The following is a 24,651-nucleotide window of genomic DNA, read 5'->3' on the forward strand; positions in this document are numbered from 1 at the left end:
CTGGTTGGTCATTGAAACGGACCTCCTTGCCTTCACGCACTGGGCGCCGAAGCCCTCGTGCTAACGTCCCCCCATGGGGGAGCACCATGTAATGGTTGTCGGAGGAACGGGCTTCTACGGCCGGTATCTTGTGGAAGATCTGCTGCGGCAGCCTACGGTTCGGGTGACCGTTGTCGCCCGCCGAGCGCCGCAAAGACGGTTCGCCTCGGAGCGGGTCGACTGGGTGCCCGCCGACCTCCGGGACGTCGGTCGCCTGTCGGAGTCCCTGAAAGGCGCAGCGGCCGTCGTCCACTGTGCCGGACCCTTCCAGTCGATCGATGGGGAAGACGCACACCCCTACGGCCCGCTGCGCGCCGCGATCCTGGCCGGTGTGCCCTACGTCGACATATCCGAGGACCGCGCGTTTCGGCGTGGCGCCGTCGTGATGGCCGAATCTGCCAGCGCGCCCGTGCTCACGGGGGCGTCCGTAGTGCCGGGGATCCAGGCCCTGCTGGCCGTGGACCTCTCGCGTGACATGGACCGGGTCGACACCGTCCGTTCGGCCGCAGCCCCGGACACCCGCCGACACCGTGGGCCAGCGATGTTCGAGGCGATGTTGCACGGCGCGGGCCTGCGGTTCACAGCGCCGCGTGACGGCACACCGACCGTGGTGCACGGCTGGTCCGAGCCGGAGTGGACGGCGTTCCCCCCTCCGATCGGACGGCGCCTGGTACACCAGGTCTACGAGATGGCCGATCTGGACGTGCTGCCGGAACTGCTGGGGGCCGGCACGGTGAGCTTCAAGGCGGGGAGCGAGTTCACGACGCTGAATCGGGCGCTCGGAGCGTTCGCCTCGGTCCGGGCACGTACCGGCCTGCCACGCCGCCCTCATCGCTGGACTCCCGTGGTACGCGCGGCATCGTGGCTCGCCGGGCGGGCCGGAGACGAGGCGGGCGCCTTCATGATGTCCGTGACGGGAAGACGCAACGGGCGCACCTTGACGCGGAGTCTGGGCATGACCGCCCTGAAGCACGGCGGTCGCATACCGTCCTTGCTGGCGGGCATCGCGGTGGAACGCGTCCTGGCCGGAACTCTTGCCGCACCCGGCGTCGTGCCGCTCCACTCCTGGCTGTCGCCCGCCGAGTTGTACGCCGCATTGGTCGAGCGCGACATTCGGTTGTGGAGCAGGGCAGATGACGACTGGAAGCCTCACGGCCGCTGACGACCGGACGGAACGAGCGGCATCGGATGGGGCGTGGGCCAACGGAATTGGTCGGCCAGGTGGGGGTGGGTGTCAGCCCGATTCGTCAGGACCCTGGTTCAGTGGCATCGGCGGTACCAGTGGCGTTGCGCATTCCTCGCATCTCCGCGAGCCAAAGGGGCCAGGCGTCACGCAGATACAGCGTGAAGGGGAACCACCAGATCACGTCGTTCGTCACGAGGATGACGCCGGACTCGAAGGGCCATTGGTCCGTGGACCACAGCCACAACCAGCCGAGGGGCCCCAGGATCTTCCCGGCCAGGCCTACGGCTGCTATCAGGAAGCCGCTGGCAGGTCGCAGCGCCACGTCCAGGTAGAGGACCCCGTACAACCCGAGGACCATGCCTAGGGTCATGAAGATCTGCGGGTGGTTCTGAGCTGCCATGTCCGCGACGCGGAACACCCACTGCGGGTCGAGGAGCGCATAGCAACCCCAGGCGATGTTGTAGACGGCTGCGGCGAGGAAGACCGTCCTGTGGAGGCGCTGACGAGGTATGGGCACGTGGGTCACTGTAACGATCTCCTGCCGGGCGACGCCCGGTGACGGTCCCGACAGGCGCCTGCCCGGCCACGACCGCGCCGCGTCACTACGTAGTTTCACGGATACGGTGCGGGCTTGCGATATGCCAGGCTCGTACGGGTTCCCAACCTTCGCGGTGTGTGCTCGTCGGGAGCAGACAGCATACGAAAAGAGAGTGGGACGTGAGACTGGTGATCGCAGATCGCTGCAGGGCTGCCGTTGGCCCTGGGGCGGAAGGCCGGTTCCGGGACATCGTCTGGCCCGCGTCCTTCCCGGAGGCGCCCCGGGCCCGTGTCCATGCGCATGCGCTGGCCGCACTGCTAGTCGTCACCTCGGTGTGTGCGGCGTTCAAAGGCTTCTACTGGGCTGACGACCCCCAGGTCAACCAGTACCGCCCGGGCCTGTTGGGGGTGGTGCAGGCGATGGGCGAGCCGTTTGTGCTGATGGCGGTGCCGCTTCTGCTGATGTGCGCTGTTCTGGTGGGCGCCCTGCGGTCCTGGCCCAGGGGGCCGTATTGGGTACTGGCCGCCTTGGCCTGGACGATGTCGGCACCCACGCTCCTCTTGGTGCTGCTGGCCACCTCGGTGACGAACGACGATGACTACTGCACAGCGAATGTGGCCGTGGATCCGGTCTCGGGGACTGTGGTGGTCCTGTGCCTCGTGGCGGCGCTGGCCGCCGGATCGTTGGCCGGGTGGATCGCGTGGGTGATCTCGCATCGCCGGGCGGGGCCCGTAGTGCTGTACATAGTGTGGCTCGCCACGGTCGCCGCCGCCGTCGTGCTGACCCTGGCCGTGCCGCTCCATGCGGCTCAGACCTGCGGTCCGTCCGGGATCGGCTGAGGCCCGTCACTCACCCCGGCACACGCGAAGACCTTCGCACCTTTCCGTCTCACGCCGCTGCCGTGATTGCCATTGACGATACAACGGCCGCAGAGCGCTGGGCGACTGAACCTTGCGCGTGTTCGCGGGCACCGCTGATGCCGGCCGCCATGGTCGTGCTCCGGGCCGCCGAATACGTGTCCGGATGCGTGTTTCCACTGAGGTCCGCTTCGTCTCGGCCGTCTAGGTTCGACGAGTTGGACGGATCGAACGGTGTCGAGGGGACCGAGTGACAGACAATACCCAGGGAATACGGGGTAGTTGGGTGATCCTGCTGGCTGCGGGGGCCTTGCTGACCGGGTGTTCGGCGCAGGGGGCGGGCGCCGGGCCTTCCCGGCAGAGCAGTTCGCCCTCGGCCGGCGCTTCTGCGAGCGCGAGCGGTGCAGCGACACCGTCGAGCGACTCGTCCGCCGCTTCGTCCGTCCTCACACCCGACGCCTCCCTCGTCCCCGAGTCCTCGACGGACGGGGCCCGTCTGGCCGAGTCCGTCGTGCTCGGGCCGGGCGACTGGGGCCGGGGCTTCGTCGCCCGGTCTCCGGCCGTGAGCGCCCCGAGAACCTGGGCCGTGCTGGACGAGAGCTGCCGTTGGCAGCGTGAGAAGCTCCCGCGTGGCGTGCTGGCGAGCACGTCGCGGTACAGCCGGCTGCCGGCAGGCTCTGGCAGGAGCGAGGTCAGGGTGACCGCCGTGGCCACCGTGCACGCCTCGGTCCTCGGCGCCGACGAGCAGCTGAGCACGACGCTCGAGGAGGTGCTGCGCTGCCCGGAGCAGCGGCCCCGGTCGAACGAGCGGATCACGGGTCTGATGTCACTGGGCACCGCGTTCGGCGCCCGTGATCAGGAGTACGCCGACGACTCCGTGCTCGAAGCGGGAAAGTCCGTCCAGGACGGGGGTGCCGCACAGCAGTACCTCTGGATGGTCGCCCGGCTGGGCACCGTGGTCGTGGCCGTCTCCGTGACGGGCGGCGCCGGCCACACCCAGGAGGAACTCCAGCAGCTGGGCGGCAAGGCCCTGGCTCAGATGCTGACGCGCGTCGAGCAGCGGCTGAAGGGGAAGTGATGGAACCGCTGCGTATCGCCGATCCCGCCAAGCTTGCGGGCCACCGGCTGCTCGGACGGCTCGGCGCGGGCGGCATGGGTGTGGTGTATCTGGCCCGCTCGGCCGGCGGGCAGCTGGTCGCGCTGAAGGTGATCCAGGCCGAGTTGGCCGAGGACTCCGCTTTCCGGGAACGGTTCCGGCGGGAGGCAGATGCCGCCCGACGGGTGACCAGCCCTTGGGTGGCGCCCCTGGTGGACGCTGATCCCGAGGCGGCGCAGCCGTGGCTGGCCACCGCGTTCGTTCCCGGTCCCTCGCTCGGCGAGGCCATCGCCGAGTACGGGCCACTGCCGGTGCGGAGCCTGCGGGTGCTGGGGGCACGGCTCGCCGAGGCGCTGCGGGAGATCCATGCCGCCGGGCTCGTGCACCGGGACGTCAAGCCCGGCAATGTGCTGCTGGCGCTCGACGGTCCGCGGCTGATCGACTTCGGTATCGCCCGCGACCGCGAGGACACGGTGCTGACCTCGACCGGTGTCGTGGTCGGCACGCCCGGGTTCCTGCCCCCGGAGCAGGCGCGGGGTGCGGGAGTTCCCCGCCCGGCCGGTGACGTCTTCTCGTTGGGCTGTGTGCTGGCCTTCGCGGCGACCGGCCGCCCTCCGTTCGGTACCGGGTCGCTCGACGCGCTGCTGTACCGGACGGTGCACGACGCGCCGGACCTGGAGGGGGTTCCGGCGGAGCTGGCCGAGGTGGTCGGCGGCTGTCTGGGGAAGGATCCGGAGCCGCGCCCCACCGCCGAGGCGCTGGCCGGGGTCCTCACGGCCGCCGCGCCCGCCTCGCCTCCCGATCCGCGGCAGGCCCTGATGGCCGTACGTCCTCCGGCGCGCGAGGGTGACGAGCCCGCCGCTGACGACGAGGCATGGCTGCCCGAGCCGTTGGTCCGATTGATCGCGGAGCGGTCGGCGGCCGGGCTCGCGCTGCCCGCCGTCGAGGACACCGAGGTGAACGCCGCGACCGGGGACACCACGGCCGCACAGTCTCCCGCCGCTGCCGTGGGCAGGCGCCGTGTCCTTCTCCTCTCCGCAGGCGCGGCGGTCGTCGCGGCCGCGGGCGGACTGGGCTCCTGGGCAGTGCTGGGCCGTGACGGGGAGGACGGCGGCCCGGCCCAAGCGGCCACGGGCCCCGTGTACACCCTGGGCCTGCACGCCGATCTGACCGGCGATCAGAAGGCGGTCGGCCGGGCTCAGGAGCGCGGGCTGCGGCTCGCGGTCGACGAGTTCAACTCCCGTGCGGACAAACCCTTCACGCTCGCCGTGAAGACGGTGGACGACGGCGGCGATCCGGCCCGTGCGCCTCAGGCGGCGAATCAGCTGGTCGCCGACCGTTCCGTGCTGGCCGTGATCGGCCCCACCACGGACGCGACCGCCCTCGCCTCGCTGGCGGCGTACGACGCCGTCTCGCTGCCCCTGCTCGCGGTGTCGCCCGGCGCGACCACGCTGACGGTGATGGGCAGCCGGTCCCTCCTGCACGCCCGGGTGACGGACACGATCCTGCCGTTCTATCTCGACGCGTATCTGCGGGGCACTGCGAAGTCGCGCACGGTCGGGATCGTGGACGACCGGGCGGCGGACGCGTACGCCTGGGAGATCAGCAGCACCCTCGTCAACATCCTGCGGGACGTCCGGCAGCCGGCCGTGCCGAAGGTGGTCAGCGCCCTGCGCACCGACTTCGGGCCGACCCTGGACGCCCTGCTGGACGGGGGCGCGGACTCAGTGGTCTTCGCCGGCCATCACGACCGGGCCGCGCTGCTGGCCCGTGAGTTGACCAGCCGTGACTTCCCGGGAGCCCGGGCCGCCGCCCACGGGGTGCTGGACGCCCGGTTCCTGTCCGCCGCCGGGGATGCGGCCGAGGGGTGGGCGATCGTCGCCCCGGTGATGGACGCATCCGTGGCGCCCGAGGCGAAGGCGTTCCGGGCCGCGTACCGCAAGCGTTACGGTGCGGAGCCGGAGCGGTACGCCGTCGAGACGTACGACGTGGCGCAGTTCGCCGCGAAGACGCTCGGTGGACTGGGTGCGGGGCGCCGCAGCCGGCAGAACCTGACGACGGCGCTGCGCTCGGGGACGTACAAGGGAATCGCCCGGAGCCTCGCGTTCGACAAGGAGACCGGAGCGCTCGTCGTCGACGGCAGCGGCGTCCATCTGTGGAAGGTCGACGGCGGCCGGTTCGCGTACCAGGGTCTGGCGCCCTATCAGGTGTCCGCCTGATGGAGCCGTTGCGCGGCACCGATCCGGTCTGGATCGCGGGCCACCGGCTGCTGCGGCGGCTGGGCGCGGGCGGCATGGGCGTGGTGTACCTGGCTCGCTCCCCAGGTGGCGCGCTCGCCGCGGTGAAGGTGATCCGGGCGGCGCACGCGGACGACGCGGGGTTCCGGGCCCGGTTCCGCCGGGAGGTGGAGACGGCGGGCCGGGTCGCGAGTCCCTGGGTGGTGCCACTGCTCGACGCGGACCCGGACGCGGAATTCCCGTGGCTCGCCACGGCGTTCGTGCCGGGGCCGTCCCTCGCGGAGGCGGTCGAGGAGTGCGGGCCGCTGCCGTACGGGAGCGTCCGGGTCCTGGGGGCGCGGCTCGCCGAGGCGCTGGACGCGGTGCACGGGGCGGGGCTGGTGCACCGGGACGTCAAGCCCGGCAATGTCCTGCTCGCCGTCGACGGGCCCCGGATGATCGACTTCGGTATCGCCCGGATGCCGGAGGACACCGCGCTCACCGCGAGCGGGATGGTGGTCGGCTCCCCCGGGTTCCTCTCCCCCGAGCAGGCACAGGGCCGCGGCCGGGAGATCGGGCCGGCCAGTGACGTCTTCTCCCTCGGTTGCCTGCTGGGGTACGCCGTGACGGGCGAGCGTCCCTTCGGGTGGGGCTCCGCGGCCGAGATGCTGGTGCGTACGGTCCACGACGAGCCGGATCTGGGCACCGTACCGGGGCCGTTGCTGCCGCTGCTGCGCGCGTGCCTGGCGAAGGAGCCCGGCTCCCGGCCGGCCGTGGCCGAGATACAGCAGGCCCTGGCCGGTGGGGGCAAGGGCTGGCTGCCGGAACCCGCGACCCGGCTCATCGCCCGCCGTTCGGCCGCCGTACTGGCCCTGCCGGCCGTCGAGGCCACCGAGGTGTCCGGGGCCACGACGACGGTCGACACGGGTCCCAAGACCGGCCAGGGTTCCACGCGCCGCCGTCTGCTGGTCCTGGGCTCAGTCGGCGGTGTGCTGGCGGCCGGCGGAACGTTGGCCTCCTGGTGGTCTGGTCGCGGCGGCAGGGCCTCGGTCCAGGAGCGTCCGCGGCTCGTCGTCGCCCTGCACGCCGACCTGAGCGGCAGCGGTCGTACGACAGGACGGGCTCAGGAGAACGGTGTACGGCTCGCTGTGGACCGCTTCAACTCCCGTACCGGACGTGGTTTCGACCTCGCGTTGCAGGTGCACGACGACCGGGGCACCACGACCGGCGCTCGGCAGGTCGCCGAGCGGCTGGCCGCCGACGAGCGGGTCCGCGCGGTGCTCGGGCCGACCACCGACGCCTGTGCGAAGGCCACACTCGGGATCTACCAGCAGGCGCGCCTTGCGATGGTCACCGTGTCGGTCGGGCTCGACGACGTGTCCCCCACTTCCTACCGGGTGTACACGGCCACCCGCCCCGGTGACTCGGTCCTGGCGGCGCCGGTCGTCGCCCACCTCGTGCGGACCGCCCGTGCGCGCAAGACGGTCCTGATCGACGACGCGGCCGAGGGCGAGGTCAGCTGGCGGCTGTGCGAGGGCGTCGACGAGGCCGTGCGTTCCGGACAGCGCAGCACCGTCCGGCGCACCCTCGCCGCCGGGGCCGACTCCGACGGGGCCTTCCGTTCCCTCGCCGAGTCGGTGGTGGACGCGGGGGCGGACGCTGTGGTCTTCGGCGGCGGGTACGCGCGGGCCGCAGGGCTGGCCCGCGCGCTGCGCTCCGCCGGCTACTCCGGTGCGCGGCTGGCCACCCAGCGCGCCCTCGACGCCCGTTTCCTCGGCTCGGCGGGCGAGGCCGCCGAGGGCTGGGTGTTCGCCACCGCCTTCTGCGACGCAACCCGGGAGACGGCCGCGAAGTCGTTCGTCACCGCCTACGGTGCGCGCTTCGGCACCGCCCCGCCCTGGTATGCGGCCGAGGCCTACGACGCGACGCTCTTCGTGGCCCGTGCCATGACGGCCCTGGGTGTCTCTCGCGCCGAACGGGGCGCGATCGCGGGCCAGTTGCGCGAGACCGACTACCAGGGGATCACCAAACGGCTCCACTACGACGCTTCCACCTACCGCTACACGGAGGCGATGTACCTGTTCAAGGCGACGGGGGGCGCCTTTCGCTGCCTCGGCGACTACCGGGACGCCACGGCCTGAACTCCTTCTCAGAACACTCTCAACACACCAGCTCAAAGCGCCTCTACCACACCAACGGCGAACCTCGGGAATCACACCGTCATCCGGCAGGATTGCAGGCATGATCACTGTTCATCTCAAGTACGAGATCGACCCCGACAAGCTCGAGGACTTCGAGGAATACGGTCGCCGCTGGGTCCGGCTCGTCGACCGCTTCGGCGGGACGCACCACGGCTACTTCCTGCCGAGTGAGGGCGACAGCGACATCGCCTACGCCCTGTTCTCGTTTCCCAGCCTGGCCGCGTACGAGCAGTACCGCACGGACAGCATGTCAGACCCGGAGTGTCGGGAAGCGTTCGAACTGGCCCGTGAGACCCGCTGCATCAAGCGGTACGAGCGCCGCTTCCTGCGACCGCTCGACGGCGTGTCCTAGGCCGGCCGAAGGCGCGGGGTGCGGTCCTGCCGAGTGGCTGTGCGCAGCGCTGCGATGACGGCCGTGGTCGTCGGGTTCGCGGTCTCGGAGTGACGCGTCGCGGCGAACAGCAGGCGCAGGATCGGGCGATCCTCGATGGGCGCCGTGCGGATTCCGGGGGCGACCGGGTCGATGGCGGTCCGGGGGACGAGCGCGGTGGCGAGGCCGGCCCGTGCGAGGGTGAGTTGGGCGGCGATGTCGGCGGTGACGTAGCGCGCCATGGGTGTGAAGCCGGCCTGGTGGCAGGCCTGCAGGATGGCCTGTCCGCACTCCGTGGTTGGCGGCGGCACGGCGAGGCTGTGCGTCGCCAGTTCCCGCAGGGGGAGGGGCCGCCCGTCGGATCGGTCGGTGGCGGTGACGACGAGCAGCGGATCGTCGAGCAGCGGGGAGAACTCGATGCCGCGGGGTGTGACATCGGGCAGGTGGTGATAGCGCTGTCCCAGCACCACATCGACGGTGCCGAGTGTGAGTTCCCTCAGTTGCGCCTGGTCGGTGATGAGACAGGTCACGGTGAGCTGCGGGTGGTCCGATCCCAGCGCGGTCAGCGCGGGGGCCACGATCCGGGCGACGGTCGACGGCAACGCGGCGAGGGTGGCAGTGGATCCGACCGCACCCTTGACCGCCGCGACGGCGCTCTCGGCCTCGTGTACGGCGGCGAGGATCCGGTCGGCGTGCTGCAGGAGCACCCGGCCCGCTTCCGTCAGGGCCACGGTTCGCCCGTCGGGGCGCAGCAGATCCACTCCCACCTCGCGCCGCAGCGCGGCCAGCTGCTGGGAGACAGCGCCGGCGGACAGCGCCAGCGACTGGGCGGCCGCCGCGATGGAGCCGCGGGCGGCGACGGTCTTGAGCATGTGCAGACGGCGGATATCCAGCATGATGCGATAGATTAGCTAAAGGGTTCCGTCAGAAAACATCCCCTTGACCTATTGAGTCTTGATGGGCGACCTTCGGCGCATGGAAATCTTCGACTGCATCGCCGTGGTTGCCCGGCCCCTCCACGACTTCGGTGACGAGTTCATGTCTGACGAGGCGACCGCCGCCGTGGGTCTGGGCGCCGGTTTTCCCCCAGGCCGCGGCTTCTACTGCCGCGGCCGGTTCGGGGTGCTCGGCGAGGCATCGGTCGAGGTGGTCCAAGCGGTACAGGGCTTCCTCGGACCCGACCTGGTCACCCCCGGCTGGCTGGCGGGACGACCCGTGATGCCGGCGGAGGAAGCCGCCGCATGCTATGCCTCGGCCGTCCGGAAGTGGGGGCGCGTCCACATCCCCTGCGACGTCGACGTCGAGCACTTCAACCGCTTGGCACAGCAGCTGATCGATGCCGCCGACGCCGACGCGCTGCCCCTGTTCGCCGGCTGGCGCGCGCAGCCCTGCCCCGCCGAAGACCCGGTCGGAGCGGCCATGCAGCGCATACACGTCCTGCGGGAACACCGTGGCGCCTGCCATCTGGCGGCGGTGCGCCTGAGCGGACTGAGTGCCCGAGAAGCAATGACCATCAACCTCGGCGTCGAGCAGGCGGGCCACTACGGCTGGCCGAAGCCAGATCCCGTCGCCGCAACCCTGATCCCCCGATGGAGGCGGGCCGAGCAACTCACCGACGAACAGCAGGCGCCGCTCTACGCCACACTGACCGACCGGCAACGCACCGAATTCGCCCACCTCGTTGGCGGGTTGACCCGTAGCTTCAGACCTTGAGGTTGTGAATGTTTGCGAACTCGTCGAGGCCGCTCGTACGAGTGTGTACGTTCATGGTCATGAAGCTGGTGGTGCGGGTCAAACTCCTGCCGACGCCCGTGCAGGCGACGGCACTTGAGGCGACCCTGCATGCCTGCAACGAGGCCGCCACCTGGGCCGCCAGGGTGTCGGGCACCCCCAGGCCGACCAGGACCCGCTGGGCGTCGCGGACCATGCCGTGGGGCCCGCACAGCCACCAGTGGTCCGCGGTGGTGACGTCGACCAGCCCGCCGATGAGGGCGGAGAGGCGGTCGGCGTCCAGGCGGCCGGAGAGCACCTCGGCCTCGCGGGGCTCGCGGGAGAGGACGTGGGCGAGCTGGAAGCGCGCCGGATGGAGGTCCTTCAGGTCGGCGAGTTCGTCGGCGAACATGACCGAGCCGGTGCGGCGGTTGCCGTAGAACAGCGTGACCCGCGAGCGGTCGTCGGCGGCGAGGACGGACTCGGCGATGGAGAGCATGGGTGTGATGCCGGACCCCGCGGCGATGAGGATGTGGTGGCCGGGTGCGGTGAGGTCGGGGGTGAAGGCGCCGGTCGGGGCCATCACCTCCAGGGTGTCGCCGGGCCGTACGTCGTGGACCAGCCAGGAGGGGAACAGCCCGCCGGGCACTTCGCGCTCCCCGATGCGCGGCCGTGCGCCCACCGGGGAGCAGATCGAGTAGGAGCGCCGCTCGTCCCGCCCGTCGACCTCGCGGCGCAGGGTGAGCGACTGGCCGGGGGTGAAGGCGAACTCCTCGGCCAGGTTGTCCGGGATGTCGAAGCCGACCGCGACCGCGTCCTCGCACAGCCGCTGCACGGCGGCCACGCGCAGGTGGTGGAAGGCCGGGCGGCGTCGCCGCACGGGCGTGGGGGCGGAGGTGCCGGGTGGCAGCAGGTCCTCCATCAGATCTCCTTGACGTACTCGAAGGGGTTCGCGGCAGGTGCGGCAGCGCCACAGCGCCTTGCAGGAGGTGGCACCGAAGCCGGAGGTCTCCTCCGTGTCCGCCGAGCCGCACCGGGGGCACGGCACCGCGGGGCGGGTGGGGGACAGTGTCAGCGGCACCGGGCCGGGGCGCGGCGCCGGTCCGGGGGGCGCGATGCCGTGCTCGGCGAGGGTGCGGCGGCCGCTGGGTGTGATCCAGTCCGTGGTCCAGGGCGGATCGAGCACCGTGCGCAGCTGGACATGTGCGTATCCGGAGGCCGTGAGGCGCGCGGCCACTTCGGCGCGCATCTCGGCCATGGCCGGGCAGCCGGGGTAGGTCGGGGTGAGGCTGACGACGGCCGTCCCGTCCTCACCGACCTCGACGCCCCGCGGCACGCAGAGGTCGGCCAGGGTGAGCATGGGAAGCTCGGGATCCGGCACGGACGCGGCGATGTGCCGAGCGCGGCGCACGTCCGTCAGTACGGTCACCATGTCGCGTCCGGGTGGGCGCGGGCCACGCTCTGCAGCTCGGCCAGCAGTGGGGCGAGGTGCTCGGTGTGCTCGCCGTCGCGGCCGGATCCGGGCAGCGGCCGGCACACCGGAAGGGGCAGTCCGGCCGTCTCCGTGACCTGCTTCAGCACCGCCCGGACCTCGTCCTGGACGTCGTACACGCTGAACAGCTCGTCCAGGTACGGCGCGACCTGCTCCAGCGCGTCCTGCATCCGATGATGCGACTCGGCGGTGCCGTCGCCGAGGCGGACGACCCACTCGGCGGCGTACTGCCGGTGATAGCTCAGCTCCTTGAGGCCCTTGGCGGCAATCGCGGCGAGCACCGGATCGTCGGAGGCGGTGAGCCGCTCGAAGTGGGCGAGCTTCCATGCGGAGAGCACCAGCAGGCGTGCGACGCAGAACGCGAAGTCGCCGCCCGGGAGTTCGGCGAGGCGTACGTTGCGGAAGTCGTGGGCGTCCCGGAAATAGGCGTAGGCGTCCTCGTCGCGGTCGGTGCCGTCGACCTGGCCGGCGCGGGAGTAGAGCAGGCGGGCCTGGCCGAGCAGGTCGAGTCCGATGTTCGCCAGAGCCACCTCCTGCTCCAGCTCGGGGGCGCGGGTTGTCCATTCGGCCGGCCGTTGCGCCAGGACGAGGGCGTCGTCGGCCAGCGCGACACAGACGGCGGCCAGTTCACCGGTGTCGATGCCGTCGGGTACCGCACTGTCCACGCCGTGCAGCGGGTCCTCGAAGCCGGTGCCGTACGCCCAGCGGGTGTCCTCCTCGTGTCCCTCGGCCAGGATCAGGTGAACGTGGTCGTCACTCATGCCCTGCTCCTCAGATGTGCGGGACGTCGTCGGGGATGTCGTAGAAGGTGGGGTGGCGGTACACCTTGTCGGCGCCGGGCGCGAAGAAGGGGTCCTTCTCGTCGCGGGTGGAGGCGGCGATGTGCTCGCTGCGCACCAGCCAGATCGACACGCCTTCGTTGCGCCGGGTGTACAGGTCGCGGGCGTGAGTGAGGGCCATCCGGTCGTCGGCCGCGTGCAGCGAGCCCACGTGGACATGGTTGAGCCCGCGCTTGCCGCGCACGAACACCTCGTACAGCGGCCAGTCGTTCCTCTCGGTGGTCATGCCACCGCTCCCTTCTGCGTACGGGCCGCCTGCTTGGCGGCGTGGGCGGTGGCCGCCTCCCTGACCCAGGCGCCCTCCTCGTGGGCGGCCCGGCGCCGGGCGACGCGCTCGGCGTTGCAGGGCCCGTCGCCGGAGATCACCCTGGTCAACTCGGCCCAGTCGGGGGTGCCGAAGTCGTGGTGGCCACGCTCGGCGTTCCAGCGCAGTTCGGGGTCGGGCAGCGTGACGCCGAGCTTCTCGGCCTGCGGGACGGTCATGTCGGCGAAGCGCTGGCGCAGCTCGTCGTTGCTGTGCCGCTTGATCTTCCAGGCCATCGACTGAGCGGAGTTGGGCGAGTTGTCGTCGGGCGGTCCGAACATCATCAGTGACGGCCACCACCAGCGGTTGACGGCGTCCTGCACCATCTCGCGCTGGTCGTCGGTGCCGCGCATCATCGTCATCAGCAGCTCGTAGCCCTGCCGTTGGTGGAAGGACTCCTCCTTGCAGATCCGCACCAGGGCACGGGCGTACGGACCGTAGGACGACCGGCACAGCGGCACCTGATTGCAGATCGCGGCGCCGTCCACGAACCAGCCGATCACGCCGACGTCGGCGAAGCTCAGGGTCGGGTAGTTGAAGATCGACGAGTACTTCTGGCGGCCCTCGATGAGCCGGTTCGTCAAGTCCGCGCGATCGGCATCCAGCGTCTCCGCCGCCGAGTACAGATACAGCCCGTGCCCGGCCTCGTCCTGCACCTTGGCGAAGAGGATCGCCTTGCGGCGCAGCGAGGGCGCCCGGGTGATCCACTCGCCCTCGGGCTGCATGCCGATGATCTCCGAGTGGGCGTGCTGTGCGATCTGGCGGATCAGCGTCCTGCGGTAGCCGTCCGGCATCCAGTCGCGCGGCTCGATCCGCCGGTCCCGGGCGATCGTCGTCTCGAAGTGTTCCTGCAGCTCCGACCCTGCGCAGCCCACCGCCGACACGTCGACGTGTGACGCGGTCATCTGCCCTACTTTCCCGCCCGACCGTTCGTTCGGTCGACAACATGGCTGAGCGTTCGCGTTCCGGCAAGTGCGGCAGCCGGGTCAGTGTCCGGAGAAGGACGGCTGCCGGCCTTCGAGAAAGGCCCGCACAGCAGCCCGGTGGTCCTCGGTCGAGCCCAGCCGCTCCTGGGCCGCCGCCTCGCGCTCCAGCACCACGGGCAAAGGCGCCCTGCCGGCCCGGAGCAGCGCCTTGACCTCGGCATACGCGGCCGTGGGGCCGGCAGCGAGACGCTGGGCGAGAGTCAGGCCCTCCGTAGCGGCGCCGCCGTCCGGCACGACGCCGTGGACGAGGCCCCACTGCTGCGCCGCCTCCGCGTCGAAGCGGTCGCCGAGCAGCATCAGGGTGGCGGCTCGCGACAGACCGACCGCCTGTGCCAGAGCCCCGCTCAGACCGCTGTCGGCGGCCAGGCCGATCCCGGTGAACGCGGTCGAGAAGCGGGCACCGGCTCCCGCGACCCGCAGGTCGGCACAGAGCGCGAGCCCCAGCCCCGCTCCGACGCAGGCGCCCTCGATGGCCGCGACCACAGGCTGCGGCAGCGCGCACAGTTCCTCGACGAGCGGGTTGTACTCGTCCCGGACGATGGCGAAGGCGGAGGCGGGTGCGCTCTCGCGGGCCCTCGCATGCTCCTTGAGATCCTGTCCGACGCAGAAGTGCCGACCCTCGGCGGTGAGCAGCACCGCCCGGACGAGGTCGCCGTCGCCGCGCACCCGGCGTACCGCGGAGATCAGTCCGGCGCGCAACGACACGTCCAGGGCGTTTCCCGCGGAGGGCCTTCGCAGTTCGATGACGGCTACGCCGCCGTCCAGGGTGTAGCCGACGCCGTGCTGCGTCTCGTCGGCCGGAGGCCGGCTCGTAGCGCTCATTCCCACGTGTAGAACCCCTTTCCGGTCTTGCGCCCGAGCTCGCCGCGGGCGACCTTCTCGCGCAGCAGCCGGGGCGGGGCGAAGCGCTCGCCGAGCGTGGCGTGCAGGTGCTCCGCGATGGCGAGGCGTACGTCGAGTCCGACCAGGTCGGTCAGGCGCAGCGGCCCCATGGGGTGCTTGTAGCCGAGCCGCATGGCGTCGTCGATCGCGTCCGGTTCCGCGACGCCCTCCTCGACCATGCGGATCGCCTCCAGGCCCAGGGCCAGGCCCAGGCGGCTGCTGGCGAAGCCGGGCGAGTCCTGGACGACGACGTCCTTCTTGCCGAGGCAGCGGGTCCAGCCGAGGGCCGCCTCCACGGTGTCGGCCCCGGTGCCGGGTGCGACGACGATCTCGACCAGTTCGGAGGCAGGCACGGGGTTGAAGAAGTGCATGCCCACGAAGCGGTCGGGCCGGGTGAGGGCGGCGGCGAGATCGGTGACCGACAGGGAGCTGGTGTTGCTGGCCAGTACCGTGCCCGGGCCCACCGCCCGCTCGGCGGCGGCGAGAAGTTGGGCCTTGAGCGCGGCGTCCTCGGGGACGGCCTCGACGACCAGGTCGGCGTACGAGGGCAGGGCGTCGACGGACGGAACCGTCGTCACCCGGGCCAGCACCTCCTCCGCGGGCTCCGCGAGTGCGCCACGTTCAGCTGCTCTCTTCAGTCCGGCGGCGACGCGGTCCAGTGCCGCGGCCGCGGCCTGCTCGCCGCTCTCCACGACGGTCACGGCCGAACCGGCCGTCGCGAAGGACTGTGCGATACCGGCGCCCATGCGGCCGCCGCCGATCACCCCGACGACTGCGGGTGCTGAGGTCATGCCCGGCTCCTCTTCTCCAGGAAGCGTGTCATGCGGTCCTTCTTGTCCTGTCCCTCGAACAGCACGGCCTGGGCCAGGTCGTCGGCGACCGGGTGGGCGCCGGGTGCGTCGACGACGAGTTTCGTCAGCCGCAGGGCGGTGGCGGAGGAGCGGCCCATGCGGTCGAGCAGGGCGTGCGCCTCCTCCAGCAGCTTCTTTGCCGATACGACGTCGATGACCAGCCCGGCCGCCAGTGCCGCGGCCGCGTCGAGGTTCCGCCCGGCGAGCAGCACCTGCTTGGCGATCGACTCGCCGACCAGCTCGGGCAGCCGCCAGCAGGCCCCCGCCGCGGCGAGGATGCCGAGCCCCGGCTCGGGGTTGCCGAAGACGGCGTCCGGTCCGGCGATGCGCAGGTCGCAGGCGTATGCCAGTTCGGCGCCGCCGCCCAGCGCCCAGCCGTCGACGGCGGCGAGCGTGGGCATGGGGAGCCTGCGCACCCGCTCGAACAGACGGCTGTTGATGCCCTGGAGGGCTTCGTCGCGGCCCCGTCGCAGCAGTTCGGCGATGTCGGCACCGCCCGCGAAGACCCGGCCGTGGCCGGTGAGCAGCAGCAGCTTCGGATCGGCTTCCAGCAGCCCGCACACCTCGTGCAGCTCGGCGATCATGCGGCCGCTGATGGCGTTGCGAGCCTCGGGCCGGTGCAGGGTGACGACGACCCGGTCTTCTCGCTCCTCGACGAGCAGCGTCTCGTAGTCGGTACTCACACGCGCTCCACGAGCATGGCGACGCCCTGGCCGACTCCCACGCACAGCGTCGCCAGGCCCCGGCGGGCGTCCTCGCGCTCCAGCCGGCCGAGCAGCGTCAGCAGGATGCGGGCACCGGAGCAGCCGAGGGGGTGGCCGAGCGCGATGGCGCCGCCGTCGGCGTTGACCCTCTCCTCGTCGAGCTTGAGACGGCGTATGACGGCCAGCGCCTGGGCGGCGAACGCCTCGTTCAGCTCGACCGCGTCCACGTCCCCGGCCTGCCATCCGGCGCGGGCCAGGGCCTTCTGTGTGGCGGGAACCGGGCCGAGGCCCATGATGTTGGGCTGGACGCCGGCCGACGCGGAGGTGACGATCCGTGCCCGCGGGGTGAGCCCGTACCGCTCCACCGCCTCGGCGCTCGCGACCACCAGCGCGGCGGCGCCGTCCGACAGCGGCGAGGAGGAACCGGCGGTGACGATGCCGTCCTCGCGGAAGATGGTCCGCAGAGCACCGAGCTTCTCCAGCGTCGTGCCGGGACGCGGCCCCTCGTCGCGGGTGACCTCACCGTCCTTCACCGGGACCGGCACGATCTCGCGGTCGAAGCTCCCCGCGTCCCGCGCCGCCACGGCCCGCTGGTGACTGCGCAGCGCGAACGCGTCGGACTCGGCACGTGTGATGCCGTCCAGGGCCGCGACCTCCTCGGCCGTCTCCCCCATCGCGAGGGTCGCCTTGACCGTCTCGGGACCGGCCCCCGCGGGCACGGCCCGGTCGGCGGCGGTGAAGCGCGGGTTGGTGAAGCGCCAGCCCAGTGAGGTGTCGTGCACCTCCCCCGGCTTGGCCCAGGGGGTGCCGGGCTTGGCCATCACCCAGGGGGCGCGGGTCATGGACTCCACCCCGCCCGCGACCACCAGGTCCGCTTCCCCGGACCGGATCGCCTGGGCGGCACTCGCGACCGCGGTCAGGCCGGAGGCGCAGAGCCGGTTGACCGTGTAGCCGGGGACGGTGTGCGGCAGCCCCGCCAGCAGCACGGCCATGCGCGCCACATCCCGGTTGTCCTCACCGGCCTGGTTGGCGGCCCCCAGGACGACCTCGTCCACGGCCTCGGCCGGGATCCCCGCGCGGCGCACGGCCTCACCCACCACCAGGGCGGCCAGGTCGTCGGGACGCACGGAGGCCAGTACGCCGCCGTAGCGGCCCTGCGGGGTGCGCGCGCCGTCGATCAGGAAGACGTCGTCAGACATGGGCGGACTCCTCGATGGGAACGGGCCGGCGCGACTGCAGCGTCGCGAAGCGGCCGGTGACGAAGGCGGGGTCGGACAGGGTGGCGCTGGCCGCCGGATTGGCGGCACTGCCGTGGAAGTCGCTGAAGGCGGCGGACTGGTTGACGAAGACGCCGCCGGTGAGGTTCTCCGACAGGTGCACACCGGCATCCAGGGCGGCCGACTCGGCGGCGGCCAGCACGCCTTCGCTCGTTGAGTGGATGGCGGCGGTCAGCGCGCCGTGTTCCCGCACGGTTTCCCGGAAGACCGAGAGGCTGTGCTCGGTGGAGTCGGTGCCAATGACGAAGGAGACGGGCCCGAACCACTCACTGGTGTAGGCCTCGCGGTCGGCAGACGCATCCAGCCGCGCCACCAGCGGCGTACGGACGACCGCCTCCGGGTACTCCGGATGCTCGACCGGTGCCGACGCGCGCACCGTACGGCCGAGCCCGGCGGCCCGCTCCAGGCGCTCACGCACACCGTCGTTGACGAGGGCGCCCAGGGTGCCGGCCGCGCGGGCCGGGTCGCCGAGCAGCCGATCCAGCGCGGCGCCGAGGTCGGCGGCGAACTCGTCGGCGCTCTTGACGCCCTGGTCCGTGGCCATGCCGTCGCGCGAGATCAGCAGGTTCTGCGGGGTGGTGCACATCTGACCGCTGTAGAGGGACAGCGAGAAGGCCAGGTTGCCCAGCAGACCACGGTAGTCGTCGGTGGAGTCCAGCACCACCGTATTCAAACCGGCCTTCTCGGTGTACACGGCGGCCTGGCGGACGTGTGTCTCCAGCCAGTCGCCGAACTCGGTGGAGCCGGTGAAGTCGATGATCCGCACGTCCGGGTGGAGGGCGTACACCGACGCCGTACGGTCCTCGGGGCTCTCTGCGGCCAGGATCACCACGTTCGGGTCGAAGCCCGCCTCCGCCAGCACCTCGCGGGCGATGCGCACGGTGATCGCGAGCGGCAGGACGGCACCCGGGTGCGGCTTGACGACGACCGGATTGCCGGTGGCCAGGGAGGCGAAGAGGCCCGGATAGCCGTTCCAGGTGGGGAAGGTGTTGCAGGCGATCAACAGCGCCACTCCGCGCCCGACGGGCGTGAACTTCTTGTCCATCACCAGCGGCCCGCCCTTGCGCTGCGGCTTGCTCCAGCGAGCCACAGCCGGGTGCCTCTTCTGCTCCGCCCAGGCGTAGGCGACCGCCTCGAGGCCGCGGTCCTGGGCGTGCGGGCCGCCGGCCTGAAAGGCCATCACGAAGGCCTGGCCGGTCGTGTGTTGCACGGCGTACGCGATCTCGAAGCTCGCCGCGTTCAGACGGGCGAGGATCTCCGCGGCCACGCCGGCGCGGGTGTCCGGCCCCGCGTCACGCCACGGGCCGATGGCGGCCTTCGCGGCGGCCACCGCCTCGTCCGGAGCGACGCGGGGGTAGGTCACATCCAGCGGGAACCCGTACGGAGATGTCTCGGTCGCCGGTACCGCTCCGTTGCCCGGATGGCCGGGGAGTTCGAAGTGGCCCCCGAGCCGGTCCCGGAAGGCGGCTTCTCCGTTCTTCGCAGCGGCCTCGCCGTACACCGACTTGCTCGGCGACTCCGGATACGGCGTCCAGTGGTCCCGGCTCGCGGTGGCGGCGACCGACCGTTCCAGCAGCGTGCGATGGCGTGCGAAGAAATCAGGGCCGTTCGGCCTCTTGTGCGGCATGTGGTCCACCTCTTGACAGGCATGGGTCCGGTTGGATTACTTAGCCGTGCCGCACGCTAACCGAATGTTCGGTCGGGAGACAAGGTGGTATAAATAGTGATACAAACCACTGAGGCGACTCCTACGGAGGCGATGTTCTCCGCGGACGAGGCGTCCCGAGGACTGGGGATCGAGCTGCTCGAACACGGCGCAGGGACCGCCGTGCTCCGCATGAAGGTGACCCCGGCGATGGTGAACGGACACAAGATCACCCACGGCGGATATGTGTTCCTGCTCGCCGACACCGCATTCGCCTGCGCCTGCGCCTGCAACAGCCACGGTCCCGTGACCGTCGCGGCGGGCGCCGACATCACCTTCGTCGCCCCGGCGTACGAGGGCGACGTGCTCGTGGCGACCGCCGAGGAGCGCACCCGGTTCGGCCGCAGCGGCATCTACGACGTGAGCGTCCGGCGCGGCGAAGACGTGATCGCGGAGTTCCGTGGACGCAGCCGCAGCATCACCGGCACGCCACCGGAATCGACCAGGGACACGACGGCGGCGCACAGGACACCGGGCACCACCACGAAGGAGTCGCGATGAGCAACGAGACGACGGCCATGGCGGCCCCCGCATCCCGCCTGGGAGAACCACTCCCCCACGAACTGCTGGACGACGGCGAGCGCCTGACGCGAGAGGCACGCGTACGACAACGTGGAGCTGTACCGCAGGAAGTTCGACGAGGCCGGTGTGAAACCCGACGACTGCCGGTCGCTGGAGGACCTCGCCCGGTTCCCCTTCACCACCAAGGCCGACCTGCGGGACACCTACCCCTTCGGCATGTTCGCCGTCCCGATGGCGGACGTACGGCGCATCCACGCCTCCAGCGGCACCACCGGCCGCCCCACGGTCGTCGGCTACACCGACAACGACCTCTCCATGTGGGCGGACATGGTCGCCCGCTCGATCCGCGCCGCCGGCGGCCGCCCCGGCCACAAGGTGCACATCTCCTACGGCTACGGGCTCTTCACCGGCGGCCTCGGCGCACACTACGGCGCCGAGCGAGCCGGCTGTACGGTGATCCCGGCCTCCGGCGGCATGACCGCCCGCCAGGTGCAGATCATCCAGGTCTTCGAGCCCGAGATCATCATGGTCACCCCGTCCTACATGCTCACCCTGCTCGACGAGTTCGAACGGCAGGGCATCGACCCGCGCACCAGCTCCCTGAAGGTGGGCATCTTCGGCGCCGAGCCGTGGACGGAGGAGATGCGCCGCGAGATCGAGGAGCGCATGGACATCCACGCCGTCGACATCTACGGCCTGTCCGAGGTGATCGGCCCCGGCGTCGCCCAGGAGTGCGTGGAGACCAAGGACGGCCTGCACGTGTGGGAGGACCACTTCTACCCCGAGGTGGTCGACCCGGTCACGGACACCGTGCTCGCGGAGGGCGAGGCGGTCTTCACCTCGCTCACCAAGGAGGCCCTGCCGATCATCCGCTACCGCACCCGCGACCTGACCCGGCTGCTGCCCGGCACGGCCCGGCCCGCCTTCCGCCGGATCCAGAAGATCACCGGCCGCTGCGACGACATGATCATCCTGCGTGGAGTGAACGTCTTCCCCAGCCAGATCGAGGAGATCGTGCTGCGTACGCCCGCAGTCGCCCCGCATTTCCAGATCCAGCTCACCGAGCGCGGCCGCATGGATCACATGGTCGTGCGGGTCGAGGCCCGCCCTGACACCGGCCCCGAACAGCGCGAGGCCGCCGCCAGGACGATCGGCCGGGGCATCAAGGACGGCGTGGGCGTCACCGTCGAGGTGGCGATCGTCGACCCCGAGACCCTGGAGCGGTCCCTCGGCAAGCTCCGACGCGTCAAGGATCTCCGGCGGGCGTGACAGCTGACCTCGCGAGTGGCGGGGGTGCGGAGGGGAGGCAGTCAATGGAGCAGGTCCGGGAGGTCGGTGTGAACCGGCCGATCTCGACCAGGGTGCGGTCGTACCGTTCCGCTTTGTACTCCAGCATGCTGATGAGCTGTGACCATCCGGCGTCGTGCACGGACTTGGCCGGCTTCGTGCGCGCCAGTCCCGCCACCGACAGGTCCTCCACGGCGATCCCTTGGCTCTCGGAGATCAGCTTCGTGGACAGCTGGTGGCAAAACTCGCGGCGTGCGTCAGCAACTTCGGCGTGGGCGCGGGCGACCTTCAGGCGGGCCTTGGCCCGGTTTTTTGATCCCTTCTGCTTGCGGGACAGCTCGCGCTGGTTCTTCTTCAGTTTCTTCTCCGCGCGCCGCAGAAAGCGCGGAGAGTCGATCTTCGTGCCGTCGGACAGGTCGGCGAAGTGTGCGAGGCCGAGATCGATGCCGGAGGGCGAGTGCCGTCTCGCGTTCCTGCGTGTAGCGGCGGGCGTTGTCAACGCAGACCGCCGCGCGCGCCGCGAGTTCCTTGGCGAGCAGCAAATCGTCGTCGAAAGGCTCAGGTGTTCGATGCCGGCCGAGGATTGCCAGGCCGAGTGTGATGCCGCGGGCGCGCAGGGGGACGACCAACAGGGCGTGGATGCCGTGGGCGTCGATGCTGCGGACGCTGTCGGGCCACCACGACAGCGGTGGACGGTCCGTCCCCCGCGGACTGCTCCTGCCGCATGGCGTCAGAAGATGCGGGAGCAGGACGGGGCCCGGTGCTCACAGCGGACGAGCGCGGCACCCTTGGCGGACTGCAGGAGAAGCGCATCGCCCACCCCGACCCAAGGGAACTTCAGCCGCAGATCTCCTCAACGGTCAGCCCGAGGGCGAGCAGTTCGCGGTCGGCTCCAATGGGAGCGTCGATCTCGAGGCCCGTCGGCAGGCCGTTGGTCGCCACGCCCATGGGGATGCTCAGGCCGGGGGCTCCGATGACGCTGGCCGGGCCGGTGTTGCGGATGAAGGTGGCGAAGGTGTCGGCGTCTTCTCCGCACAGAATCATGCCCTGGTCACAGGTGGCCAGGTCAAGAGCGGTAGCCGGGGTGGTCGGGAAGGCCAGGCCGTCCAGGCCGTGTGCGGCGAACGTGTCCGCGTAGGCCGCGCGCAGGCGCTGCCGCCGGGCCAGGCACTCGCGGTAGACGTCCTCGGAGACCAGGCCCGGGGCCCCGTCGAGGATGCAGCCCTCGAAGACGCCGCGTACGTCGGGGCCCGCGATGAGGGCGGCGAGCGCGGCGAGATCCATCTGCGGCCGGTACTTCGCCAGGTAGGCGGACAACTCCAACCGGGCCTCGTACAGCACGATGGCCATACCGGTCTCGAACTCGCCCGCGGTGAACGAGGTGACATCGACCGGGACCAGGTCCACGCCCGCCGCCTCCAGGTTGCGCAGGGCCGTCTCCCACTGGACGGCGACCTCGTCCTGCAGCGGCTCGGTGAAGTGACCGGTCGGCACCCCCAGCCGGATCGACCGCGGCGACCGGGCGGCGGCCGGGGCGTCGTCACCGCTGAGGACACCGTCCAGCAGAACCAGATCCGCCACCCGGCGCCCCATGGGCCCGATGGTGTCCCGGGTACTCGACAGGGGCGTCACACCCTCCCCGGGGTAGCGCCCGACCGTGGGCCGCAGCCCGCAGGTGCCGGTGACGGCCGCGGGAACACGCACCGAGCCGCCCGTGTCGGTACCCAGGCCCGCCCGTACCACCCCGGCCGCGACGAGTGCGGCGACCCCACCACTGCTGCCACCGGCGAAACGGCTGGGGTCGCACGGGTTGCGGACCGGGCCGAACGCCTGGTTGTTGCTGGTGATGCCAAACGCCAACTCGTGCATGTTGGCCTTGCCGAGGATGACGGCACCGGCGTCGCGCAGCCGCCGTACCGCGGGCGCGTCGCACGGGGGGACGAAGTCCCGCAGGGCGGGGGTACCGGCCGTGTTGGGCAGCCCGGCGACGTGGATGTTGTCCTTGATCGCGAGGGTCATGCCGGACAGCGGGCCCGGCTCGTCGGGAGTCTTGGCGGCGGCATCACGGTCGAGAGTGATGAAGCCGCCCAGGTGGGCCGCCTCCTCGGCGCGCTCCAAGGACGTCTGCACGGCCTCGTGGCGGCTGCGCGCGCCCGCGGGCGCCGCCCGGCCGGTCTGCGTGCCGGGTTCCTTCGTGGTGGGTTCGCTCATGGCCTGCTCCTTCGTGCGGATCCGCTTCGACAGCTCACGGACGATCACTGCGCCGCCGCCCGTACGACGCCGGCTTTGTTGCGGCTTCTTCGAGGGTTGACCACCCCTGGCGCTCATGTCATCGTTCGCTCACGCGATGACATGTTGGAGGAAAAAGTGTCCACCATCAAGTCCAACCACCTGAACAAGACCTGGCTCGCCGTCACGGCGGCCTCCGCGCTCGCCCTGACGGGCTGCGCCACCGACAGCGGGAAGTCGAGCGCCGAGAAGCAGCAGTCCGACTCCGGCGGCGCACTGAAGATCGGCCTGCTGACCAGCATGTCCGGGCCCGCCGGGCTCTTCGGGCCGGCGACGAGGAACGTCGCGGAACTCGCGGCCCAGGAGGTCAACGCCTCCGGCGGGGTGCTCGGCCGCAAGGTCAGCGTGGTCGTCGGCGACGACGCGACCAACCCCGACATCGGCAGACAGACGGCCACCCGCCTGCTGAACTCCGACGAGGTCTCGGTGCTCGTGGGCATGCACACCTCCGCCACCAGGGAGGCGGTGCTGCCCAAGGCGAGATCCGCCGGCACGCTCTACATGTACACACCCGTCTTCGAGGGCGGCACCTGCGACCCGGACCTCTTCACCAACGGCGAAGTCCCCAGCCAGCAACTGAAGCAGACCATCCCCTGGACGCAGAGCGCCACGGGCCGCAAGAAGTGGTTCCTGCTCGGCAACGACTACGCCTGGGGGCGCGCGAGCCTCGATGCGGCCAAGCAGTACATCACCGCCTCGGGCGGGGAGGTCGTCGGGACGGCGTTCGTGCCGCTCGGGACCACCGACTTCCAGGCCGTGATCCAGAAGATCCAGCAGGCGAACCCCGGACTGCTGCTCCCCGCCCTCGTCGGAGGTGACGCGATCGCTTTCGAGAAGCAGGCGTACGACGCCGCGCTGGGCAACAGCCAGGCGCAGCGGCTGGGAATCCTCTACGAGGAGAACACGCTGGCCGGCATGGGCCCGAAGGTCACGGAGGGGATGTACACCTCGCTCGGGTACTTCCAGTCCCTGAACACCCCCGCCAACTCCGCCTTCCTGACGGCGTACCGGAAGAAGTTCGGCGCCGAGGCCCCGACCGTCACCTCCCTTTCGGAGCAGACCTACGTCGCCATCAAGGCATGGGCTCAGGCGGCCAACGCGGCCGGGAGCACCGAGGCGAAGGACGTGGCCGCCAAGCTCAGCGGGCTCTCCCTCGACGCGCCCGCGGGCAAGGTCACGTTCGAGAAGAACAGGACCGCCACCCAGCCCGTCTACGTCGGGCAGGTGACCGACGGGGCCGTCAAGATCGAGAAGACCTTCACGGACGTCGCCGCCGACAGCAAGTGCACGGGGTGACGGA

The 24,651-nt window shown here is 71.1% G+C and carries 20 protein-coding genes and 5 pseudogenes; 10 read left to right on the forward strand and 15 right to left on the reverse strand.

All coding sequences use genetic code 11. From position 1 onward, the window contains the following. The first annotated feature begins 91 nt into the window (after window positions 1-91). Entirely contained in the window at window positions 92-1,201 is a 1,110-nt protein-coding gene (locus EF387_RS42050; protein WP_162467316.1) for a saccharopine dehydrogenase family protein, read from the forward strand. Window positions 1,202-1,286: 85 nt separating this feature from the next. Here EF387_RS42050 and EF387_RS42055 read toward each other — a convergent pair whose 3' ends face one another. Then, entirely contained in the window at window positions 1,287-1,742 is a 456-nt protein-coding gene (locus EF387_RS42055) for a hypothetical protein (protein ID WP_202918543.1), read from the reverse strand. 200 nt (window positions 1,743-1,942) lie between these two features. Between EF387_RS42055 and EF387_RS47705 the strand changes: the two genes are divergently transcribed. The 5 genes from EF387_RS47705 to EF387_RS42080 all read left to right on the forward strand — a co-directional run bounded on the left by EF387_RS47705 (window position 1,943) and on the right by EF387_RS42080 (window position 8,485). After that, window positions 1,943-2,602: a hypothetical protein gene (locus tag EF387_RS47705; RefSeq protein ID WP_202918544.1), complete on the forward strand. Its 660-nt coding sequence runs from the start codon at window positions 1,943-1,945 to the stop codon at window positions 2,600-2,602. Between the two features lie 304 nt (window positions 2,603-2,906). Further along, window positions 2,907-3,698, forward strand: coding sequence for a hypothetical protein (locus EF387_RS42065; RefSeq protein ID WP_128381882.1), 792 nt, complete (start codon window positions 2,907-2,909; stop codon window positions 3,696-3,698). Then, a complete protein-coding gene (locus EF387_RS42070; RefSeq protein WP_128381883.1) occupies window positions 3,698-5,935 on the forward strand; it encodes a bifunctional serine/threonine-protein kinase/ABC transporter substrate-binding protein in 2,238 nt (745 codons plus the stop codon). The genes EF387_RS42065 and EF387_RS42070 overlap by 1 nt, the downstream gene beginning before the upstream one ends. Further along, window positions 5,935-8,073, forward strand: coding sequence for a bifunctional serine/threonine-protein kinase/ABC transporter substrate-binding protein (locus EF387_RS42075; protein ID WP_128381884.1), 2,139 nt, complete (start codon window positions 5,935-5,937; stop codon window positions 8,071-8,073). Before EF387_RS42070 ends, EF387_RS42075 begins: the two co-directional genes overlap by 1 nt. A gap of 100 nt (window positions 8,074-8,173) precedes the next feature. After that, entirely contained in the window at window positions 8,174-8,485 is a 312-nt protein-coding gene (locus EF387_RS42080) for an NIPSNAP family protein (RefSeq protein WP_128381885.1), read from the forward strand. On the opposite strand, the gene EF387_RS42085 is transcribed toward EF387_RS42080, so the two are convergent. Further along, entirely contained in the window at window positions 8,482-9,399 is a 918-nt protein-coding gene (locus EF387_RS42085) for a LysR substrate-binding domain-containing protein (protein WP_128381886.1), read from the reverse strand. The genes EF387_RS42080 and EF387_RS42085 overlap by 4 nt on opposite strands. Window positions 9,400-9,460: 61 nt before the next feature. Here EF387_RS42085 and EF387_RS42090 point away from each other — a divergent pair, with 61 nt between their 5' ends. Further along, entirely contained in the window at window positions 9,461-10,216 is a 756-nt protein-coding gene (locus EF387_RS42090; protein WP_128381887.1) for an SCO6745 family protein, read from the forward strand. 169 nt (window positions 10,217-10,385) lie between these two features. Here the strand turns inward: EF387_RS42090 and EF387_RS47710 are convergent. The 10 genes and pseudogenes from EF387_RS47710 to paaN all read right to left on the reverse strand — a co-directional run. Next, window positions 10,386-11,135, reverse strand: a pseudogene (locus EF387_RS47710) (FAD-binding oxidoreductase); the annotation flags it as partial. After that, window positions 11,135-11,645 (reverse strand): annotated as a pseudogene (paaD, locus tag EF387_RS47715) (1,2-phenylacetyl-CoA epoxidase subunit PaaD). The pseudogenes paaD and EF387_RS47710, both read right to left, overlap by 1 nt. Continuing rightward, entirely contained in the window at window positions 11,639-12,466 is an 828-nt protein-coding gene (gene paaC, locus EF387_RS42100; RefSeq protein ID WP_128381889.1) for a 1,2-phenylacetyl-CoA epoxidase subunit PaaC, read from the reverse strand. Before paaC ends, paaD begins: the two are co-directional and overlap by 7 nt. 10 nt (window positions 12,467-12,476) lie before the next feature. Further along, the gene (gene paaB, locus EF387_RS42105) at window positions 12,477-12,770 is read right to left on the reverse strand and encodes a 1,2-phenylacetyl-CoA epoxidase subunit PaaB (RefSeq protein ID WP_128381890.1); all 294 of its coding nucleotides are present in this window, start codon (window positions 12,768-12,770) and stop codon (window positions 12,477-12,479) included. Further along, window positions 12,767-13,753 (reverse strand): 1,2-phenylacetyl-CoA epoxidase subunit PaaA, encoded by a 987-nt coding sequence (paaA, locus tag EF387_RS42110; RefSeq protein WP_128381891.1) that lies wholly within the window; start codon window positions 13,751-13,753, stop codon window positions 12,767-12,769. The genes paaB and paaA overlap by 4 nt, the downstream gene beginning before the upstream one ends. Before the next feature lie 81 nt (window positions 13,754-13,834). Further along, the gene (locus tag EF387_RS42115; protein WP_128381892.1) at window positions 13,835-14,656 is read right to left on the reverse strand and encodes an enoyl-CoA hydratase/isomerase family protein; all 822 of its coding nucleotides are present in this window, start codon (window positions 14,654-14,656) and stop codon (window positions 13,835-13,837) included. Beyond that, window positions 14,653-15,507, reverse strand: a complete 855-nt coding sequence (locus EF387_RS42120) for a 3-hydroxyacyl-CoA dehydrogenase family protein (protein ID WP_128381893.1) — start codon at window positions 15,505-15,507, stop codon at window positions 14,653-14,655. The genes EF387_RS42115 and EF387_RS42120 overlap by 4 nt, the downstream gene beginning before the upstream one ends. After that, complete coding sequence (locus EF387_RS42125; protein WP_128381894.1) at window positions 15,504-16,250, reverse strand: enoyl-CoA hydratase/isomerase family protein; 747 nt, start codon at window positions 16,248-16,250, stop codon at window positions 15,504-15,506. Before EF387_RS42125 ends, EF387_RS42120 begins: the two co-directional genes overlap by 4 nt. Then, window positions 16,247-17,470 (reverse strand): thiolase family protein, encoded by a 1,224-nt coding sequence (locus EF387_RS42130; RefSeq protein WP_128381895.1) that lies wholly within the window; start codon window positions 17,468-17,470, stop codon window positions 16,247-16,249. Before EF387_RS42130 ends, EF387_RS42125 begins: the two co-directional genes overlap by 4 nt. Next, window positions 17,463-19,175, reverse strand: coding sequence for a phenylacetic acid degradation protein PaaN (gene paaN / locus EF387_RS42135; protein ID WP_128381896.1), 1,713 nt, complete (start codon window positions 19,173-19,175; stop codon window positions 17,463-17,465). The genes EF387_RS42130 and paaN overlap by 8 nt, the downstream gene beginning before the upstream one ends. A 132-nt stretch (window positions 19,176-19,307) precedes the next feature. Here paaN and paaI point away from each other — a divergent pair, with 132 nt between their 5' ends. After that, window positions 19,308-19,754, forward strand: a complete 447-nt coding sequence (gene paaI / locus EF387_RS42140; RefSeq protein WP_128381907.1) for a hydroxyphenylacetyl-CoA thioesterase PaaI — start codon at window positions 19,308-19,310, stop codon at window positions 19,752-19,754. Beyond that, window positions 19,751-21,044: pseudogene (paaK, locus tag EF387_RS42145) on the forward strand (phenylacetate--CoA ligase PaaK). Before paaI ends, paaK begins: the two are co-directional and overlap by 4 nt. On the opposite strand, the pseudogene EF387_RS42150 reads toward paaK, so the two are convergent. The 3 genes and pseudogenes from EF387_RS42150 to EF387_RS42160 form a co-directional block, all read right to left on the reverse strand. Next, window positions 21,022-21,510, reverse strand: a pseudogene (locus EF387_RS42150) (RNA-guided endonuclease InsQ/TnpB family protein); the annotation flags it as partial. The pseudogenes paaK and EF387_RS42150 sit on opposite strands and share 23 nt — an antisense overlap. 64 nt (window positions 21,511-21,574) lie before the next feature. Further along, window positions 21,575-21,811 (reverse strand): annotated as a pseudogene (locus EF387_RS50285) (GAF domain-containing protein); the annotation flags it as partial. An 88-nt stretch (window positions 21,812-21,899) separates the two neighbouring features. Then, window positions 21,900-23,273 carry an amidase family protein gene (locus EF387_RS42160; RefSeq protein ID WP_128381897.1) on the reverse strand — a complete coding sequence of 458 codons (1,374 nt, stop codon included), beginning with the start codon at window positions 23,271-23,273 and terminating at the stop codon, window positions 21,900-21,902. A gap of 156 nt (window positions 23,274-23,429) precedes the next feature. Between EF387_RS42160 and EF387_RS42165 the strand changes: the two genes are divergently transcribed. Beyond that, on the forward strand, window positions 23,430-24,647 hold the full coding sequence (locus EF387_RS42165; protein WP_162467317.1) for a substrate-binding protein: 1,218 nt from the start codon (window positions 23,430-23,432) through the stop codon (window positions 24,645-24,647). Window positions 24,648-24,651: the final 4 nt, after the last annotated feature.

Source organism: Streptomyces cavernae, assembly GCF_004023625.1.
In the GTDB taxonomy this organism is placed as follows: Bacteria; Actinomycetota; Actinomycetes; order Streptomycetales; family Streptomycetaceae; genus Streptomyces; species Streptomyces cavernae.

Excerpts from the sequence above, each read along its gene's own strand:
- EF387_RS42160 (WP_128381897.1), bottom strand. The coding sequence starts at position 23,273 with ATGAGCGAACCCACCACGAAGGAACCCGGCACGCAGACCGGCCGGGCG.
- EF387_RS42075 (WP_128381884.1), top strand. The coding sequence starts at position 5,935 with ATGGAGCCGTTGCGCGGCACCGATCCGGTCTGGATCGCGGGCCACCGG.
- EF387_RS42080 (WP_128381885.1), top strand. The coding sequence starts at position 8,174 with ATGATCACTGTTCATCTCAAGTACGAGATCGACCCCGACAAGCTCGAG.
- EF387_RS42130 (WP_128381895.1), bottom strand. The coding sequence starts at position 17,470 with ATGTCTGACGACGTCTTCCTGATCGACGGCGCGCGCACCCCGCAGGGC.
- EF387_RS42090 (WP_128381887.1), top strand. The coding sequence starts at position 9,461 with ATGGGCGACCTTCGGCGCATGGAAATCTTCGACTGCATCGCCGTGGTT.
- paaB (WP_128381890.1), bottom strand. The coding sequence starts at position 12,770 with ATGACCACCGAGAGGAACGACTGGCCGCTGTACGAGGTGTTCGTGCGC.
- EF387_RS42120 (WP_128381893.1), bottom strand. The coding sequence starts at position 15,507 with ATGACCTCAGCACCCGCAGTCGTCGGGGTGATCGGCGGCGGCCGCATG.
- paaA (WP_128381891.1), bottom strand. The coding sequence starts at position 13,753 with ATGACCGCGTCACACGTCGACGTGTCGGCGGTGGGCTGCGCAGGGTCG.
- paaC (WP_128381889.1), bottom strand. The coding sequence starts at position 12,466 with ATGAGTGACGACCACGTTCACCTGATCCTGGCCGAGGGACACGAGGAG.
- EF387_RS42070 (WP_128381883.1), top strand. The coding sequence starts at position 3,698 with ATGGAACCGCTGCGTATCGCCGATCCCGCCAAGCTTGCGGGCCACCGG.
- EF387_RS42115 (WP_128381892.1), bottom strand. The coding sequence starts at position 14,656 with ATGAGCGCTACGAGCCGGCCTCCGGCCGACGAGACGCAGCACGGCGTC.
- paaI (WP_128381907.1), top strand. The coding sequence starts at position 19,308 with ATGTTCTCCGCGGACGAGGCGTCCCGAGGACTGGGGATCGAGCTGCTC.
- EF387_RS42085 (WP_128381886.1), bottom strand. The coding sequence starts at position 9,399 with ATGCTGGATATCCGCCGTCTGCACATGCTCAAGACCGTCGCCGCCCGC.
- EF387_RS42050 (WP_162467316.1), top strand. The coding sequence starts at position 92 with ATGGTTGTCGGAGGAACGGGCTTCTACGGCCGGTATCTTGTGGAAGAT.
- paaN (WP_128381896.1), bottom strand. The coding sequence starts at position 19,175 with ATGCCGCACAAGAGGCCGAACGGCCCTGATTTCTTCGCACGCCATCGC.